This is a genomic window from Pseudomonas sp. BJP69, assembly GCF_007633355.1.
GTDB classification, from domain to species: Bacteria; Pseudomonadota; Gammaproteobacteria; order Pseudomonadales; family Pseudomonadaceae; genus Aquipseudomonas; species Aquipseudomonas juntendi.
Window position 1 is genome coordinate 2,945,431 of the sequence record NZ_CP041933.1, and the last position, 16,281, is coordinate 2,961,711.

A 16,281-nucleotide genomic window follows, 5' to 3' on the forward strand; every position below is an offset into this window, starting at 1 on the left:
GGCTGCCGAGCCCAGGCTACTGGTACATGTCCGGCACCTGGTAACGCAGCCCGTACTGGGCATAGATCGCCTGCATGCGCCCCTCCCGTATCAACACCTCTAGCGCCTCCTCGACCGCATAGGCCAACTGCCGGTTGCTTTCATGCACGGCCATGCCGATGTCCCAGGCCTGCTTGCCCAGGTTGGGGTACGCATTTTCCGCCAACGCCAGCTGTGGGTTCGCGGCCTCATGCAGTTGCCAGTCGACCTCGCCGCGCATGGCCATCACCGCGTCTACCTCACCGGCCTGCATGGCGGCGAAGGCTTGCTGCACGCCGGGGTAATGGTGGGTCTTGGCGCTGAGCATGCCGTTGAGCACCGAGGTCAGGTAGAACGACGGCACGCTGTCGACCTCTACCCCAATCGGGTGCTGCTGGAATACCGCGACACTGGCCACCGAAGGCAACCGGCGGCGGTCATAGGCCACCTGCCAACGTTCTTGCTGATACGGGCCGAACATCACCACCTGGGCGTTTTCCAGCTCGCCCAGCTCGTTGCGCCTCTGCGCATAATCGTGGTCGTAGGGCACCCGCAGCATCAGGTCTGCCAATTGCTGATGACGCAGCGGGCTGCCGCGCCAGATGTAGTCCCGCAGGTCGTCGTCGAGCTTTTCCCCAGGCGGCGCCCAGATCAGTTTCAGGCGCACGCCCATCGCCTCGGCCAGTGCCTGCGCCAGGTCCACATCCACGCCCCGCGGCTGGCCGTGGTCCTGGAAACTGTAAGGCGCAAAGTCCTTGTACACCGCTACTTTGAGCTCCCCGGCGGCGATGATCGTGTCGTAGTTGCGCACTTGCGCCTGGGCCGCCGCACAGCACAGCAACAGGGCACTGAACAGCACCGCCATCAGGCGCATGGCCGTTACTCCTCGACGTGCACGCTGTCCAGGTATGTGCGCACCGCCCACAAGGCCTCCTGGCTCAGGTAGTCGGCCATTTTCGGCATGTACACGCGGCCGTCGCGCACCGCGCCATGGCGCACACGCTCGACGAACCATTCATCGCCGGCGTCGCCGGCATCGAGCAGCCGCAGGTCCGGGGCAATGCCGCCAGACTTGGCTTCCAGGCCATGGCAGGCCGCGCAGTTCTGGTTATAGGCCGAGGCGCCGATCTCGACTGCCTTGTCGTGTTCCGGCGAGCTACGGTAAGGGTTGACCGCCGCCCAGCCGTCTGCGTCCAGGCTCACCCCAGCGTCCTTGACTGGGGTCAGCCCCTTGGTCTCTACCGCCTGTGGGACTACATTGCCATGGGCCCAGGCCGTACCGGTCATTACCGCGCCGGCCAACAAGCCTGCAGCAAGCCACACATTGCGTTTTGTTGTCATTGTTATGCCCTCACCATTGCACGCAAAGCCTCAACCACAGAGGCCGTGTCGCCATCTTAAAAACACCCGGCATACGGCCGAATGCTGCTTTGGTGGTCGCGCCTTCCTCCCTTGGTAGTAGGGCTTGTGGCGAACGGCCAAATGAGGTGCCGACCGGGAACTCTTCCCGGCAATGGCGGGATTTTTTCCGTATCCGTAGAGCGCACCGGCGGCCCACCCTGTGCAGGCCAAAACCTCCACTGGGAACTGCAACCATGACAATAAGATCGCTACCCGCCCTTTCCCCTCTGGCCTTGAGCGTGCGCGTGCTGCTGATGGCCGGTAGCCTGGCCTTGGGCAGCGTGGCAACAGCGGCCACCCCCCCTGCGGCACCTGCCACCAAGAACGTCACCTGGGAAGACATCGCCAACGACCACCTCACCACCAACGACGTGCTGCAGTACGGCATGGGCACCAATGCCCAGCGCTGGAGCCCGTTGGCTCAGGTCAACGACAAGAACGTGTTCAAGCTCACCCCGGCGTGGTCCTACTCGTTCGGCGACGAGAAGCAGCGCGGCCAGGAATCGCAGGCCATCGTCAGCGACGGTGTGGTCTATGTGACAGGGTCGTACTCACGGGTATTTGCCCTCGATGCCAAGACCGGTAAACGCCTGTGGACCTACAACCACCGCCTGCCCGACAACATTCGCCCCTGCTGCGACGTGGTCAACCGGGGCGCTGCCATCTACGGTGACAAGATCTACTTCGGCACCCTCGACGCGCGGGTCGTGGCCCTGGACAAACACACCGGCAAAGTGGTCTGGAACAAGAAGTTCGGCGACCACAGTGCCGGCTACACCATGACCGGCGCGCCGGTGCTGATCAAGGACAAGACCAGTGGCAAGGTCCTGCTGATCCACGGCAGCTCGGGGGATGAATTCGGCGTGGTCGGGCAGCTGTTCGCACGCGACCCGGACACCGGGGAAGAAGTGTGGATGCGGCCTTTCGTCGAGGGCCACATGGGCCGCCTGAATGGCAAGGACAGCACCCCGACCGGCGACGTCAAGGCACCGTCCTGGCCAGATGACCCCACCACCGAAACCGGCAAGGTCGAAGCCTGGAGCCATGGTGGCGGCGCCCCTTGGCAAAGCGCCAGCTTCGATCCGGAAACCAATACCATCATCGTCGGGGCGGGCAACCCGGGGCCTTGGAACACCTGGGCGCGTACCTCGAAAGACGGCAACCCGCACGACTACGACAGCCTGTATACCTCCGGCCAGGTCGGTGTAGACCCGAGCACCGGCGAGGTCAAGTGGTTCTACCAGCACACCCCCAACGACGCCTGGGACTTCTCCGGCAACAACGAACTGGTGCTGTTCGACTACAAAGGCAAGGACGGCAAGGTGGTCAAGGCCACCGGCCACGCCGACCGCAACGGCTTCTTCTATGTGGTCGACCGCAACAATGGCAAGTTGCAGAACGCCTTCCCCTTCGTCGACAACATCACCTGGGCCAGCCATATCGACCTGAAGACCGGGCGCCCGGTGGAAAACCCCGGCCAGCGCCCGGCCAAGCCGCTGCCGGGTGAAACCAAAGGCAAGCCAGTCGAGGTTTCACCGCCATTCCTCGGCGGCAAGAACTGGAACCCCATGGCCTACAGCCAGGACACCGGCCTGTTCTACATCCCCGGCAACCAGTGGAAGGAGGAATACTGGACCGAGGAAGTGAACTACAAGAAAGGCTCGGCCTACCTCGGCATGGGCTTCCGCATCAAGCGCATGTACGACGATCACGTCGGCACCCTGCGCGCCATGGACCCGACCACGGGCAAACTGGTGTGGGAACACAAAGAGCACCTGCCACTGTGGGCAGGCGTGCTGGCAACCAAGGGCAACCTGGTGTTCACCGGCACCGGCGATGGTTTCTTCAAGGCCTTCGACGCCAAGACGGGCAAGGAGCTGTGGAAGTTCCAGACCGGCAGCGGCATCGTATCCCCGCCCATCACCTGGGAGCAGGATGGCGAGCAGTACATCGGCGTGACGGTCGGCTACGGCGGTGCGGTGCCGCTGTGGGGTGGCGACATGGCCGAACTGACCAAGCCCGTTGCCCAGGGTGGCTCGTTCTGGGTGTTCAAGATCCCGAGCTGGGACAACAAGACCGCCCAGCGGTGATCGCCTGAGGTGGCGTATACCCGGGGCCGCGTTGCGGCCCCTTCACCTGGTGCTTACACCCACGAGAGCCATTCGCCATGAACTACCTGCCCATTGCCCTGTTGTTGGCGCTCTCGCCTGCCCTGGCCGCACATGCCGAAGACGCTGGCGACGATGCCCCACTGACCATCAACGGCTGCGTCATCGCCGAAGCCAGCCAGTGCCCGGGTGCCGACCTGCGCGGCGCCAACCTGGCTAACCAGGACCTGCGCAAGATGAACCTGGCCGGCGCCGACTTGCGCGACGCCGACCTGCGCCACGCCCAACTGGACCTGGCCAACCTGGAAAAAGCCCGCCTGCAAGGCGCCAACCTGACCCGCGCCAGCCTGCAGCAGAGCAACCTGCGCCTGGCCGACCTGAGCAATAGCCACCTGGTGGCCATTCAGGGCTGGGGCTTGTTCGCCCAAGGCGCGCAGTTCGAGAACGCCGACCTCAGCGCGGCCTATCTGCAGTTCGCCCGGTTGTCCGGGGCCAAGTTGCACAAAGCCAACCTGCAGGCTGCGGACCTCGAAATGGCCTGGCTCAGCAAGGCCGATCTGCAGGAGGCCAGGCTGACCGATGCCAACCTGCAGGAGGCCAAGTTCGGCCAAAGCAACCTGGCGCGCGCCGACCTGCGCGGGGCACGGCAGCATTACGGGAATTTTCAGGAGGCCAACATGGAGGGATGCACAGGCTGCCCCGAAACCTGGGACAAATGACTGTTTGCCCCTGGCTGTAGGAGCGGCCTTGTGTCGCGATGGGCTGCAAAGCAGCCCCGGCAATTTGTGCACCATGCTGAAACCCTGGGGCTGCTTTGCAGCCCATCGCGACACAAGGCCGCTCCTACAGGCAGCCCATCGCGACACAAGGCCTACCCCGCTACCCGCACCAGCCCCAAGTCAATCCCCAGGTGCACCAGCTCGGCATGCGAGCTGACCTGCAGCTTGCTCTTGAGCAAGGTCAAATGGTTGGACACGGTCTTGGCACTGATGCACAACTGCTCGGCAATCAACCGCGCCGGGGTGCCCTTGGCAAGCATGACGAAAATCTCCAGCTCGCGCTGGGTCATGCGCTGCAGGCGCGGGTCGCTTTCATTGTGCGGGGTGGTGCAGGCCAATTGCGTGGCCAGCGGCTGTTCAATGTAGGCATGCCCGGCCAATACACGCTGCACCGCCTCGATCAGCACCTCGGGCGCCGAATTCTTGGTCAGGTAGCCCGACGCCCCGGCCTCCAGCGCCTGCCGCACCAGGGGCAACTCGTCGTGCATGCTGAAGAACAGCACCCGCAGCTGGGGCAGGCGCTGACGCAGCCGGCGGGTGGCTTCCAGGCCGCTGATGCCCGGCAGGCCGAAGTCCATGACCACCAGGTTGGGCACCTGCTCGTGCACCAGGGCCAGCGCCTCTTCGCCACTGGCCGCTTCGCGCACCTGGATGTCTGGCAATACCGCCCGCAGCAGGCTGGCATAGCCTTGGCGGACCACAGCATGGTCGTCGACCAGTACGATATTCATCACACCTCCTTGGGGATGTTCAGCGCCAACGCCCAACCGCCACCCGGGCGGCTGAAAATGCGTAATTCACCCCCCAGGCTGCGCGCGCGTTCGGCCATCGAGTGCAGGCCAACCCCAGGCCGGCGCGGTTGGCGCGCGCCGCACCCGTTGTCGCGCACGAACAAGCGCAACCCCTTGGCGCTGCGCTGCAGGCGCACCCGCACCTGGCTGGCGCCGGCATGCCGGGCGACATTGGTCAACGCCTCCTGCAGCAGCCGGTACAAGTGCGTCCTGCTCGGCGCGGGCAAGTCTGGCAAATGCTCGCCAACCCGCAGCCGGCAATCGATGCCCTGCCTGGCCTGCCACTGGCTCACCAGCAGGCCAATGGCCTGCGCCAGCGGCATGTGTTGCAGCGCCACCGGATACAGGTCTTGTACCAGGGCACGAAACCCTTGCTGCAAATGTTCGCAATTGAGTTCCAGTTGCTGTGTGGTCTGCTTGACCACAGCGGGCTGGTCGGCTGCCATGCGCAGCAGGCAGCCCTGGGCGCGGATACCGGCCAGGTATTGCCCAAGGTCATCGTGCAGGGCCTGCGCCAGCCGGGTACGCTCCTGCTCCTGCACCGCCAGCAGGGCCTGGGTCAGTTGCGTATTGTCGGCCCGCGCCTGCTCCAGGTTCGCCACCATCGCGTTGAAGTGCGCAGCCAACTGGCGTGCCTCCGGCAGGTTGGCCTCGCGCAAACGCACGGCCAGGTGCCCCGCCGACACCTGCCGCAGCGCCCCCAGCAATTCAGCCAGCAGCCCCATGGCCCGCCCGACCGCCCAACGGATGGTCACCAGGCTCAATACCAGCGCCAGGCCGCACAAGCTCAGCAATTGCACCAGCGACTCCCAGACTTCGTCGATTTCATCGCGGGCATCCACGGCAATCAGCACCCGCCGGCCGTCGCTCAGTGTCAGTAAACGGCCACCTGGGTGGTGTTGACCGAACAGCTGGCGGCCCAGCCAGGCATCCACACCGGCATCCCCCGGCAACAGGGCGGCGTCGCCAGCTGCCAGCCAATGCACCCGCACATGGCGCAGGTTCTGGGTCAGGCCCGGCTGCAAACTGGCCGGGTCACGCTCGGCAGTCTCGGCAAGGTAGGTCACCACGGCTTCGGCAGACTGCAGCTCACGCTCCACGTCGGCCACAGCCTGGTGCAGCAGCACCCCGGCACAGGCTACCGTCACCAGGGCGAAGCAGCCGGTGACCCAAAGGTTGATGCGCCACAGCGCAGACAAGTTGAACAGGCGCATGGGAGCTCTCTTCAGGGGTGCCGAGGCCCATCGTAAAACCGTAGGTGGCGCGGGAAATTACTACCTTGGTACCGGCCGGGCGCTACTTTCTGCATATTTCCCGCGCCCGGCGGGGTTCCTATGCTGGCGCCATCTGCCGTGGAGTGTGTCATGCGCCAGCCTGCCCACCTTGCCTTGTTCTGCCTGCTGGCCCTGATCGCCGTGTTGTCCGCGCCCCATGCGTCGGCCGCTGCGGGCCAGGCCGACGCCCTATTGCACGTGGGCATCGGCTATTTGGGCTACCGGCCCGACCCGGGCCCGCTGCTGTCCAATATCATCCCCGAACCGGCCGACGCTGGCCTGCAAGGCGCCGAGCTGGCGATCGTCGACAGCAACAGCACCGGCCGTTTTCTCAAGCAACAGTTCCAGCTGACCCGCGCCAACGTGGACAGCCCCGAGGCGCTGTTGCAGGCGGCCCAAGCACAACATGACCAAGGCCTGCGCCTGTTCGTGGTCAACGCCCCGGCCACCAGCCTGCGCGCGCTGGCCGCGGCGCTGCCCGACAGCCTGCTGTTCAATGCCGGCAGCCCCGACGACAGCCTGCGCAGCAGCCAGTGCCTGGGTAACGTGCTGCACAGCCTGCCGGGCCGGGCAATGCTCGCCGATGCGCTGGTGCAGTTCCTGGTGCTGCGCAAATGGCAACGCGCGCTGCTGGTGGTCGGCCAGACCGCAGATGACCAGGCCTACGCCGCCGCCCTGCGCCGCTCGACTAAACGCTTCGGCGTGCAGCTGGTCGCGGAAAAAGCCTGGACCTTCGACAACGACCAGCGCCGCAGCGCCCAGGCCGACATGCCGCTGTTCACGCAAACCGCCGAGTACGACGTGGTGCTGGTGGCCGACGAACGCGGTGACTTTGGCGAATACCTGCCCTACCAGACCTGGTACCCGCGGCCAGTGGCGGGCACCCAGGGGTTGACCCCCACCGGTTGGCACAAGACCGTGGAAACCTTCGGCGCGGCGCAACTGCAAAAACGTTTCGAGGCCCAGGCCGGGCGCTGGATGAACGACCGTGACTTCGCCGCCTGGATGGCCGTGCGCAGCATTGCCAGCGCGGTCAGCAAACTGCGCCAGGACGACCCACGGGCGCTGCAACAGCTGCTGCTCAGCGAGCAACTGCCCCTGGACGGTTTCAAGGGCCGCAAGCTCAGCTACCGGCCCTGGAACGGCGAGCTGCGCCAACCGATTGCGCTGGTACAGCCTCGCGCACTGGTCAGCACGTCGCCACAAGATGGCTTCCTGCACCCCTTCAACGAAATGGACAGCCTGGGCTACGACAAGCCCGAAGTGACCTGCACGTACCCCTGAGCCGACAACCACAACAATAAGGAATACGCCATGCGCCGCCCTCTGCTTTCCCGCGCCCTGCTCTACCCCAGCCTGCTGACGGGCGCCCTGGCGCTGGCCTGCGGGCATGCGCTGGCCGCCACTGCCTGGGTGTCCAACGAAAAGGACAACAGCCTCAGCCTGATCGACCTGCAGACCCTGGAGGTCACCGAAACCCTTGCGGTCGGGCAACGCCCTCGGGGGCTGCTGCTGTCGCATGACAACAAGCTGCTGTACATCTGCGCCAGCGATTCCGACCGGGTACAGGTGATGGACGTGGCCACCCGCAAGATCATCAAGGAACTGCCCTCTGGCAAGGACCCCGAGCAGTTCGCCCTGCACCCCAACGACCGCTGGCTGTACGTTTCCAACGAAGACGATGCGCTGGTGACCGTGATCGACACCGTGACCGACCAGGTACTGGGGCAGATCGATGTCGGTATCGAACCTGAAGGCATGGCCGTCAGCCCCGATGGCAAATGGGCGGTCAACACCAGCGAAACCACCAACATGTTGCATTGGATCGACACCAGCACCCAGACCCTGGCCGACAGCACCCTGGTCGACCAGCGCCCGCGCTTCGTCGAATTCAGCCAGGACGGTTCCAGGCTGTGGGCCTCGGCGGAAATCGGCGGCACGGTGACTGTCCTTGAAGTTGCCACGCGCCAGGTGCTGAAAACCCTGAACTTCCAGATCAAGGGCGTGCACCCGGACAAGGTCCAGCCGGTGGGCATCAAGCTCAGCGCGGACGGCAAGTATGCCTTCGTCGCCCTGGGCCCGGCCAACCATGTGGCGGTGATCGATGCCAAGACCTACGAGGTGCTCGATTACCTGCTGGTCGGGCGGCGGGTCTGGCAGTTGGCGTTCTCCCCCGACCAGCGCCGCTTGCTGGCCACCAACGGGGTCAGCGGCGATGTATCGGTAATCGATACGCAGAACCTCAAGGTGCTCAAATCGGTGAAAGTCGGGCGCTACCCCTGGGGCGTGGTGGTCACCCCATGAACGCCCTCGAGGTGGCCGATGTGAGCTTCGCCTACGGCCAGCGCGAGGCGCTGCGGCAGGTCGGTTTCAGCCTGGCACCGGGCCGTTTTGCCGCGTTGCTGGGCCCCAATGGCGCCGGCAAGTCGACCCTGATCGCCCTGCTGACCCGCCTGTACGACCTGCAGCACGGCGATATCCGGGTGTGCGGCTGCTCGTTGCGCGACACCCCGCGCCCGGCGCTGCGGCAGATGGGCGTGGTGTTCCAGCAGAGCACCCTGGATCTGGACCTGAGCGTGGAGCAGAACCTGCGCTACCACGCCGCCCTGCATGGCCTGTCACGGCGCCAGGGCAACCAGCGGGTAGAGGCCGAGCTGGCGCGCCAGGGCCTGGGCGAGCGCCGCCACCACAGCGTGCGCGAGCTGAATATCGGCCACCGCCGACGGGTGGAAATCGCCCGTGCGCTGCTGCACGAGCCACGCCTGCTGCTGCTCGACGAGGCCAGCGTCGGCCTCGACCCGGCCAGCCGCCTGGCACTCAACCAGCACGTGCGGCAGCTGTGCCGCCAGCAGCAGTTGAGTGTGCTGTGGACCACCCACCTGCTGGACGAAGTGCAGCCTAGCGACGACCTGCTGATTCTCCATCAAGGGCGCCTGGTGGCCAGCGGTACCGCCGATGCCCTGAGCCTGCAGCACGGCGGCGACCTGGACCATGCCTTTGCCCACCTGACCCGGCAGCCTTCAGGAGCCCACACCCGATGAACGCCTACTGGCAGTGTTTCAACGGCATCATGCTGCGCGAATGGCTGCGCTTCGTATTGCAGCGCACGCGCCTGCTCAGTGCCCTGGTGCGCCCGTTGCTGTGGTTGCTGGTGTTCGCCGCCGGCTTTCGGGCAGCGCTGGGCATCGCCATCATCGAGCCGTACGACACCTACATCCCCTACGAGGTGTACATCATCCCGGGGCTGGCCTGCATGATCCTGCTGTTCAACGGCATGCAAGGGTCCTTGTCGATGGTCTATGACCGGGAAATGGGCAGCATGCGCGTGCTGCTGACCAGCCCCCTGCCGCGGCCGTTCCTGTTGGCCAGCAAGTTGCTGGCGACCTCGCTCATTTCCCTGCTGCAGGTGTACGCGTTCCTCGCCATCGCCTGGGTGTACGGTGTGCAACCGCCGGCGGCGGGGTTGCTGCTGGCACTGCCGGCGCTGCTGCTGGTGGCGTTCATGCTCAGTGCCCTGGGGCTGCTGCTGTCGAACGCCATCCGCCAGCTGGAGAACTTTGCCGGGGTGATGAATTTCGTGATCTTCCCACTGTTTTTCCTGTCTTCGGCGCTGTACCCACTGTGGAAGATGCGCGAAGCCAGCGAGTGGCTGTACTGGCTGTGCGCGGTGAACCCGTTCACCCATGCCGTGGAGCTGGTGCGGTTTGCCTTGTACCAGCGCCTGAACCTGTTGGCGCTGGCGGTGTGCCTGGGCTTGACGGTGCTGTTCACGCTGCTGGCGATTGCCACCTTCAACCCCCAGCACGCAGCGTTGCGCAAGCCGCGATGATCCTGTGGCCTGACGCGGCCAAAGCTGACGGGCGGCGCTAAGCCATCTACTACTTTAGTACTGCATTTACTGTCTATCGTCGCATTCACAAAGCACCGCTACTGGCATGTAATGGGTTCATAACAAAAAGGAAGAACCCCATGCCATGTGCCCTGCCCCGGCTGCCACGCCCCTTGCTGGCGGCACTTTCAATGAGCCTGACGCTGGGCACCGCCCAGGCCGACACGGCGCCGCTGTTCTCTGCCGACGGTTACCGCATCACCCTTTACCGCAGCCCGACCCCAGCGCAGGTCGACGGCGGCCAGGTGGTAGACACCGCCACATTGCAACGCCTGCTCAGCCAGCAGCCGCGGCCGGTACTGATCGACGTGTACCGCCGCCAGTGGCTGCAGGGCCGCTTCATCGAAGACGAGCCGCACGCCAACCTTCCCGGCAGCCTGTGGCTGGCCAACACCGGCGATGGCGAGCTGAGCCCGGCCTGGCAGGCGTACTTTGCGCACAACCTGCAAAGCGCCACCGCCGGGCACCCCGACCAGCCTGTGGTGTTCTACTGCCGCGCCGATTGCTGGCTGAGCTGGAACGCGGTAAAACGCGCTAAAGCCCTGGGTTACCACAACCTGTACTGGTACCGCGACGGCGTTGACGCGTGGCAGCAGGCCAACCTGCCGCTGCAGCCGGCGCAACCGGTGCCTTTGCCCTGATCTGTTCAACTGCCACTGCGTGCCCTGCTCCATCCAATAAAAACAAGGTGAAAAGGCCATGTACAAAATTCTGATTGCCGACGATCACCCCCTGTTTCGCGAAGCCATCCACAACGTCATCAGCGATGGGTTCCAAGGCAGCGAGGTCATGGAAACCGCCGACCTGGACAGCGCCCTGGCGCTGACCCAGGCGCATGACGACCTCGACCTGATCCTGCTCGACCTGAACATGCCCGGCATGCACGGCCTCAACGGCCTGATCACCCTGCGCAACGAAGCACCGACCACGCCGGTGGTGATCGTGTCGGCCGAACAGGAGAAACAGATCGTGCTGCAGGCCATCACCTACGGCGCGGTGGGTTTCATCACCAAGTCCTCGCCGCGCGCACAGATGATCGAGGCGATCGAGCAGATCCTCAACGGTAATGTCTACCTGCCGCCCGACATCATCCGCGCGCAGAAAAGCAGCACCGGCCGGCGCCAGAACGATGCGCCGAGCTTCCCGCCGGAAATGCTCCAGGCCTTGACCCGCAAGCAGTTGCTGGTACTGGAACGCATGACCAAGGGGGAATCGAACAAGCAGATTGCCTACACCCTGGATATCGCCGAGACCACGGTCAAGGCGCATGTGTCGGCGATCTTGCGCAAGCTCAATGTGCACAACCGCGTGCAGGCCATTCTCAGTGCGGGCGATATCGACTTCGCCGACTACCTGCGGCGCTGACCGTCTCCAGCTTCATGGGGGCCGCGTTGCAGCCCCCATAGCACACCCGGCCCTAGCCTTGGGTGCCCAGCAAATGGCTCATTGCAGTCTTCAATTTCAACGGCCGCACCGGCTTGTGCATCAGGGTATGGCCCAGCTCACGGATCTGCTGCTTGAGGTCGTTGCTGTAGTTGGCCGTGATCATCAGCGCCGGTAGCGGCTGGGTGCGGCGGGCATTGATCCGCGCCACCGCGTCGAGGCCGTTGCAGTCATTGTCCAGGTGGTAGTCGGCAATCAGCAGGTTGGCCTCGGCGTGGTAATTGTCTACCTGGCGCGCGAGGTCTTCCTCCGACAGCGCGGTGATCACCTTGCACCCCCAGCCTTCGAGCAGCGTGCGCATGCCGGCACAAATGGCCGCATCGTTGTCCAGCACCCAGACTTGCGCCCCACGCAGGCGTTCGAACATCGGCTCGCACAGAGGCTGGCTCGGCTGCGCCTTGGGCGCAACGGTGCTCAACGGGACCTCGACGGCAAACACCGATCCCTTGCCCAGCCATGACCGCACGCGGATGCGATGGCCCAGGATACCGGCGATCTTCTCCACGATCGCCAGGCCCAGGCCCAGCCCGCGATCCTGCTCAGGGCGCTGCACATCACCGCGCCGGAACTCCTGGAACATTTCCTCCAGGTGTTCTTCGGCGATGCCGATGCCGCTGTCCCACACCTCGATCCGCAGGCCGCCACGCAGGCGCCGGCAACCCAGCACCACCCGCCCGCTGCGGGTGTAACGGATGGCATTGCTGAGCAGGTTGCGCAGAATGCGCGCCAACAGCTGGATATCACTGCGCACCACCGCCGAACACCCCACAAAATGCAGGGCCAGGCCCTCGCTACGCGCGACCTGGGCATATTCGGCCGCCAGGTTGTCCAGCAGCTCGCTGAGCGCGAAAGGCGCGATATCGGCCTTGATCACGCCCGCATCAAGTTTGGAAATGTCGACCAGGGTGCCCAGCAGGCTCTCCACATCCTCCAGCGAGTTGCTGACATTGCGGACCAACTGGGCACTGTGCTGCGGTTCGCGGCTTTCCAGCAACGCGCTGGTGAACAGCCGCGCCGCATTCAGCGGTTGCAGCAAATCATGGCTGACCGCAGCCAGAAACTTGGTTTTCGACAGGTTGGCCTGTTCGGCCTCGCGCTTGGCTTCGCGCAGCCGCGCTTGCGCCTGGCTGCGCTCTTCAATTTCCTGCAGCAACTGGTCGTTGAGGCTGGTCAGCTCCGCCGTGCGCTCACGCACCCGCTGCTCCAGGTGCTGATAGGCCTGGTGCAATGCCTGCGCGGTATTGCGCCGCTCGGTGATATCGCGGATCAACACGAAGATACCCACCACCTCGCCGCTGGCCAGGCGGTTGGGGACATAGGAGCGCAGCATGTAGCGCTCCTGGCCCTTGATGTTGGTTTCGGCAAACTCGAAGGTCACGCTCTCGCCCGCCAATGCCCGCGTCACATAGGCCTCGAGGCGTTGGTAGTGCTGTTCGCTGTGGGCCTCGCGCAGGCTTTGCCCCAGCATCACGCCACGCGGCCAGCAGTACCATTCCTCATACACCTTGTTGGTGAATTCATAGACCAGGTCGGCATTGAGGTAGGCGATCAACGCCGGAACGTTGTCGGTGATCAGGCGAATCTGGTGCTGGTGCGCGGTCTCGGCCCGCTGCCGGGCCTCGCTGAGCAGGTGGTTCACCGCCTTCAACTCGGCCATGGCCTGGCTCAGCGCATCGGTGCGCTCGCGCACCTGCTCGGCCAGCACCACCGAATGCTGAAACGCCGCGTACGGGTCGTTGCCGCGGGTGACCCCGGACTCGACACGTTCGATCAGCGCACCATTGATGCGCTGCAGCTTATGGTTCTGCTGCTGCAGCCGGGCCACCTCGGCCTGCAGGTCAGCGACCGACAGGAGGCCGGTTGCGGGCAATGGCGACGCCGGTGAAGGTCTGGTTGATATGCATGCCATTGAACTGTTCTCCGTAGGTGTTGAACCCGATCACCCGTTGCTCGCGCAGAAACGCCCCCACCAGTTCCAGGCTGTGTTGCCCCTCCAGTTCCAGACGCCGCAGGAAGCAGTCGCAACCAATGGTCAACAACAGCGGGCCCAGGCGCTGGTGCAGGCCGTCGAACAGCTCATGCAGGTTCGGCAGCAACGGCCCTGGGGTCATGGCCGTGAGCACGATGCCGTTCTCCACGGCACAGTAGAAACTCAGGCTCAAGTCATCGTGCACACGCTGGACGGCGCGCATGTAGTACTGGTCGTGAATGCGCACGGCCAACGGGTGCGCGGCGAACACCCGGTAATCGAGCGCCGCCACCGGCACACCGATGAGCCGGGCATATTCCTCGGCAGCGGGTTCGGCATTCAGCTCGAATACACGGCGCTGGCCGCTGTCGGCGCCAGTGACCACCAGTTTTTCCTGGCGCGGCTGGATGTGATGGGTGGTGAACACTTCGAAGTCGAGCCAGGTGTTGACCAGCACCACCACCGCTGCGCCGCTGTGGAAGGCGCCGCCGTGGTAGACATGCGTGCGGTTGAGGTAGTTGTCGTCGCCGGCCGAACCGCCGAAGTGCGGGATGTCCCCCAACGCCGCGCTGAGGGCAGCGAGGACCATTTCCTCCCGGCTGGACAGCCCGTCGAGCAGGGTCAGGGCGAAGCTGTGGCCCTTGATCGGCGCCAACGAATTGCTGCGGCAGGTGCCGACCAGGCGCTCGACCATCTGTTGCGCATCGATGAGGCTGAAGTGCTCCATTTCGTCGATCAGCCCGGTGGCGATGGAAAAGTGCCGGTGATCGAAGCCCAGCGCGGTCACGCAGTTGCGGCCGTACCCCTGAGGGGTGATTTCGCCGGCACTGGTGCACCCCACCAGGCGGATGCCGCCAAACCCCTGTTCCAACGCCTGGGCCAGTTCCTGCAGGTTGTATTCGGCGGAACAGAAAAACAGCACCAGGCCCAGGTGGGGGTGCAGGAGCTGTCGCGCCAGGTCCTGGGCGGCCAACCGGGCATCGGTGGCCTGGGACATGGCGCTGAGCACACCGTCGTTGAGGGCCTGTTGCATCAAAGTCTCCGGCGCAGGGCGGCTGAAGGTGCAGTGTACGAAGCCGGGTACGTGGGGCGAATGCTACTTGGGTAGCGGGTGGGCGGTTCCAAGGGTGTAAGTGCCAGCTTCACCTGCGCCTGCCTTGCCGCCCCGTGCTTACCAGGTCAGCACCGCGCCCACAGCCAAGGTATCGGTGTCTTCATTCTGCGCACTGCCCTCATGCCCATCGATGGAGAACTGGTTGTACTCGGCCACCAGCTTGAGGTTGTCGTTGACGTCGTGGAACAACGCTACGCCACGGGTCTTGTAGTCGGCACCGCTGCCCACCGCACCGTTGCCATCGTCCTTGGTCTTGCCATACGACAGCGCCACGCGGTTTTTGCCGAACTTGTAGGAGCCTTGTAACAGGTAGCCGTCGCTGTCCACATTACGCAACACCGGCTCGCCCGCGTTATTGGTGAAGAACGGGTTGATGCCCTTGGCCTGGAACCCAGAGCCGGTCAATGACCAGCCGCCCAGCTTCGCCTGCACCCCATAGCCGACCCCCTTGGAGGTGACGGACTTGACCGTCGAGTCGGTGTTGTCCGAGGTCTGGTAGCTACCGTTGACCCAGCTGTAGATCTGCGCCCCCGCCAGGTCGAACTGGTAGGTGATTTCGCTCTCGGTGCGTGGGTTTTCCTGGTAGGCCTTGCCGGTCGGGCTGCTGTCGTTGGTATCCACAGGGTCCATGATGCCGACCGCCACGCGCAGGCCGTCCATCACCGGCGTGCGGTAGGTGATCTGCGAGGTGGGAAACGGATAGGGATAACCGCTGCCGATGTTGCCGAACGACACCCCGCCGCCATCCACCAGGCCCAGCGTGTCACTGACCTGGCCATAACCGGCCAGCAGCTCGTCCAACAGGATGTTGGAGCGCGCGAACAGGCCAAAGTCCTTGCCGATCAGCACTTCGCCCCACTCAGGGTTGGCCACCGTGCCGTAGAACTGGCGCACGTCGATGGCGGTATCGGTGCCGTTGGTTTCGCTGTCGTTGATGGTGACCCAGAACGACGCCCGCGCGCCGAGTTTCAGGTCGTCTACCTGCTTGCCCATGTTGAAACCGATGTAGTTGGGCAAAAAGCCCATCTTCACCCGCGACTGGCGCCGGTCGAACTGCTCGCCCTCGCGGTCGACCTTGCTGTTGACATAGAAGGCGTTGATGTAGCCATCGGTAGAGAATGTCGTCTGGTCCTTGTCGTACAGCATGATCTCGGCTTCGGCGGCACCACTCAGGCCCAAGGCGGAAACACTGGCGAAGGCAGCAGCGAGAAAACGAGGCGGCAGGTGCTTTTTGTTGTTGTGCATGGCGCGCTCCAAACGGGGGACAGGATGTCGGAGGCGATTATCAGAAGCCGGCAGGCCACCCGGAACGCTGCTTTGGCGTGGGTTGGCGGGTGCTTTGGGGCGGAGGGTGTGGCGCGGTGATTTGGTCTTGGGACCTGCTGGGGTCGGGGGGCAAGACTTAGGGTGTAGGCAGGCGTGGCAGGCGGGTATCAATACGCCTGAATGAACCGGGGCCGCCTTGCGGCCCATCGCCGGCAAGCCAGCTCCCACA

15 protein-coding genes are annotated in these 16,281 nt (G+C 64.5%); 8 read left to right on the plus strand and 7 right to left on the minus strand.

Annotated features, from left to right (window positions below; all coding sequences use genetic code 11):
- Positions 1-16: 16 nt before the first annotated feature.
- Positions 17-892, minus strand: a complete 876-nt coding sequence (locus tag FPB55_RS13630; protein WP_054905455.1) for a transporter substrate-binding domain-containing protein — start codon at positions 890-892, stop codon at positions 17-19.
- Between the two features lie 5 nt (positions 893-897).
- Positions 898-1,359 carry a cytochrome c-550 PedF gene (gene pedF / locus FPB55_RS13635; RefSeq protein ID WP_009682327.1) on the minus strand — a complete coding sequence of 154 codons (462 nt, stop codon included), beginning with the start codon at positions 1,357-1,359 and terminating at the stop codon, positions 898-900.
- Positions 1,360-1,613: 254 nt separating this feature from the next.
- Here pedF and exaA point away from each other — a divergent pair, with 254 nt between their 5' ends.
- Both exaA and FPB55_RS13645 read left to right on the plus strand, forming a co-directional pair.
- Positions 1,614-3,509 carry a quinoprotein ethanol dehydrogenase gene (exaA, locus tag FPB55_RS13640; protein ID WP_054905457.1) on the plus strand — a complete coding sequence of 632 codons (1,896 nt, stop codon included), beginning with the start codon at positions 1,614-1,616 and terminating at the stop codon, positions 3,507-3,509.
- A 77-nt stretch (positions 3,510-3,586) separates the two neighbouring features.
- Positions 3,587-4,246, plus strand: coding sequence for a pentapeptide repeat-containing protein (locus tag FPB55_RS13645; protein WP_009682329.1), 660 nt, complete (start codon positions 3,587-3,589; stop codon positions 4,244-4,246).
- Between the two features lie 152 nt (positions 4,247-4,398).
- On the opposite strand, the gene FPB55_RS13650 is transcribed toward FPB55_RS13645, so the two are convergent.
- Both FPB55_RS13650 and FPB55_RS13655 read right to left on the minus strand, forming a co-directional pair.
- Positions 4,399-5,037 (minus strand): response regulator transcription factor, encoded by a 639-nt coding sequence (locus tag FPB55_RS13650; RefSeq protein ID WP_029885149.1) that lies wholly within the window; start codon positions 5,035-5,037, stop codon positions 4,399-4,401.
- Entirely contained in the window at positions 5,037-6,311 is a 1,275-nt protein-coding gene (locus tag FPB55_RS13655) for a histidine kinase (protein WP_029885150.1), read from the minus strand. Before FPB55_RS13655 ends, FPB55_RS13650 begins: the two co-directional genes overlap by 1 nt.
- A gap of 150 nt (positions 6,312-6,461) precedes the next feature.
- On the opposite strand from FPB55_RS13655, the gene FPB55_RS13660 reads away from it, so the two are divergent.
- The 6 genes from FPB55_RS13660 to FPB55_RS13685 all read left to right on the plus strand — a co-directional run bounded on the left by FPB55_RS13660 (position 6,462) and on the right by FPB55_RS13685 (position 11,625).
- The gene (locus FPB55_RS13660; RefSeq protein WP_144188431.1) at positions 6,462-7,655 is read left to right on the plus strand and encodes an ABC transporter substrate-binding protein; all 1,194 of its coding nucleotides are present in this window, start codon (positions 6,462-6,464) and stop codon (positions 7,653-7,655) included.
- A gap of 30 nt (positions 7,656-7,685) precedes the next feature.
- Positions 7,686-8,675, plus strand: a complete 990-nt coding sequence (locus FPB55_RS13665) for a YVTN family beta-propeller repeat protein (protein ID WP_009681773.1) — start codon at positions 7,686-7,688, stop codon at positions 8,673-8,675.
- The gene (locus tag FPB55_RS13670; RefSeq protein ID WP_009681772.1) at positions 8,672-9,412 is read left to right on the plus strand and encodes an ABC transporter ATP-binding protein; all 741 of its coding nucleotides are present in this window, start codon (positions 8,672-8,674) and stop codon (positions 9,410-9,412) included. The genes FPB55_RS13665 and FPB55_RS13670 overlap by 4 nt, the downstream gene beginning before the upstream one ends.
- The gene (locus FPB55_RS13675) at positions 9,409-10,200 is read left to right on the plus strand and encodes an ABC transporter permease (RefSeq protein ID WP_009681771.1); all 792 of its coding nucleotides are present in this window, start codon (positions 9,409-9,411) and stop codon (positions 10,198-10,200) included. Before FPB55_RS13670 ends, FPB55_RS13675 begins: the two co-directional genes overlap by 4 nt.
- 140 nt (positions 10,201-10,340) lie before the next feature.
- The gene (locus tag FPB55_RS13680; protein WP_047149590.1) at positions 10,341-10,901 is read left to right on the plus strand and encodes a PQQ-dependent catabolism-associated CXXCW motif protein; all 561 of its coding nucleotides are present in this window, start codon (positions 10,341-10,343) and stop codon (positions 10,899-10,901) included.
- Between the two features lie 58 nt (positions 10,902-10,959).
- A complete protein-coding gene (locus tag FPB55_RS13685; protein WP_009681769.1) occupies positions 10,960-11,625 on the plus strand; it encodes a response regulator transcription factor in 666 nt (221 codons plus the stop codon).
- Between the two features lie 52 nt (positions 11,626-11,677).
- Here FPB55_RS13685 and FPB55_RS13690 read toward each other — a convergent pair whose 3' ends face one another.
- The 3 genes from FPB55_RS13690 to FPB55_RS13700 form a co-directional block, all read right to left on the minus strand.
- A complete protein-coding gene (locus FPB55_RS13690) occupies positions 11,678-13,573 on the minus strand; it encodes a NahK/ErcS family hybrid sensor histidine kinase/response regulator (RefSeq protein WP_125854646.1) in 1,896 nt (631 codons plus the stop codon).
- Positions 13,542-14,705 (minus strand): nitric oxide-sensing protein NosP, encoded by a 1,164-nt coding sequence (gene nosP, locus FPB55_RS13695; RefSeq protein WP_009681767.1) that lies wholly within the window; start codon positions 14,703-14,705, stop codon positions 13,542-13,544. The genes FPB55_RS13690 and nosP overlap by 32 nt, the downstream gene beginning before the upstream one ends.
- A gap of 138 nt (positions 14,706-14,843) precedes the next feature.
- Positions 14,844-16,031: a porin gene (locus tag FPB55_RS13700; RefSeq protein WP_009681766.1), complete on the minus strand. Its 1,188-nt coding sequence runs from the start codon at positions 16,029-16,031 to the stop codon at positions 14,844-14,846.
- Positions 16,032-16,281: the final 250 nt, after the last annotated feature.

Bases quoted from the DNA above. Each gene is read 5' to 3' on its own strand.
- FPB55_RS13700 (WP_009681766.1), bottom strand. From the start codon at position 16,031: ATGCACAACAACAAAAAGCACCTGCCGCCTCGTTTTCTCGCTGCTGCC.
- FPB55_RS13685 (WP_009681769.1), top strand. From the start codon at position 10,960: ATGTACAAAATTCTGATTGCCGACGATCACCCCCTGTTTCGCGAAGCC.
- FPB55_RS13655 (WP_029885150.1), bottom strand. From the start codon at position 6,311: ATGCGCCTGTTCAACTTGTCTGCGCTGTGGCGCATCAACCTTTGGGTC.
- FPB55_RS13665 (WP_009681773.1), top strand. From the start codon at position 7,686: ATGCGCCGCCCTCTGCTTTCCCGCGCCCTGCTCTACCCCAGCCTGCTG.
- FPB55_RS13670 (WP_009681772.1), top strand. From the start codon at position 8,672: ATGAACGCCCTCGAGGTGGCCGATGTGAGCTTCGCCTACGGCCAGCGC.
- FPB55_RS13630 (WP_054905455.1), bottom strand. From the start codon at position 892: ATGCGCCTGATGGCGGTGCTGTTCAGTGCCCTGTTGCTGTGCTGTGCG.
- FPB55_RS13650 (WP_029885149.1), bottom strand. From the start codon at position 5,037: ATGAATATCGTACTGGTCGACGACCATGCTGTGGTCCGCCAAGGCTAT.
- FPB55_RS13660 (WP_144188431.1), top strand. From the start codon at position 6,462: ATGCGCCAGCCTGCCCACCTTGCCTTGTTCTGCCTGCTGGCCCTGATC.
- FPB55_RS13675 (WP_009681771.1), top strand. From the start codon at position 9,409: ATGAACGCCTACTGGCAGTGTTTCAACGGCATCATGCTGCGCGAATGG.
- FPB55_RS13645 (WP_009682329.1), top strand. From the start codon at position 3,587: ATGAACTACCTGCCCATTGCCCTGTTGTTGGCGCTCTCGCCTGCCCTG.
- exaA (WP_054905457.1), top strand. From the start codon at position 1,614: ATGACAATAAGATCGCTACCCGCCCTTTCCCCTCTGGCCTTGAGCGTG.
- pedF (WP_009682327.1), bottom strand. From the start codon at position 1,359: ATGACAACAAAACGCAATGTGTGGCTTGCTGCAGGCTTGTTGGCCGGC.
- nosP (WP_009681767.1), bottom strand. From the start codon at position 14,705: ATGCAACAGGCCCTCAACGACGGTGTGCTCAGCGCCATGTCCCAGGCC.
- FPB55_RS13680 (WP_047149590.1), top strand. From the start codon at position 10,341: ATGCCATGTGCCCTGCCCCGGCTGCCACGCCCCTTGCTGGCGGCACTT.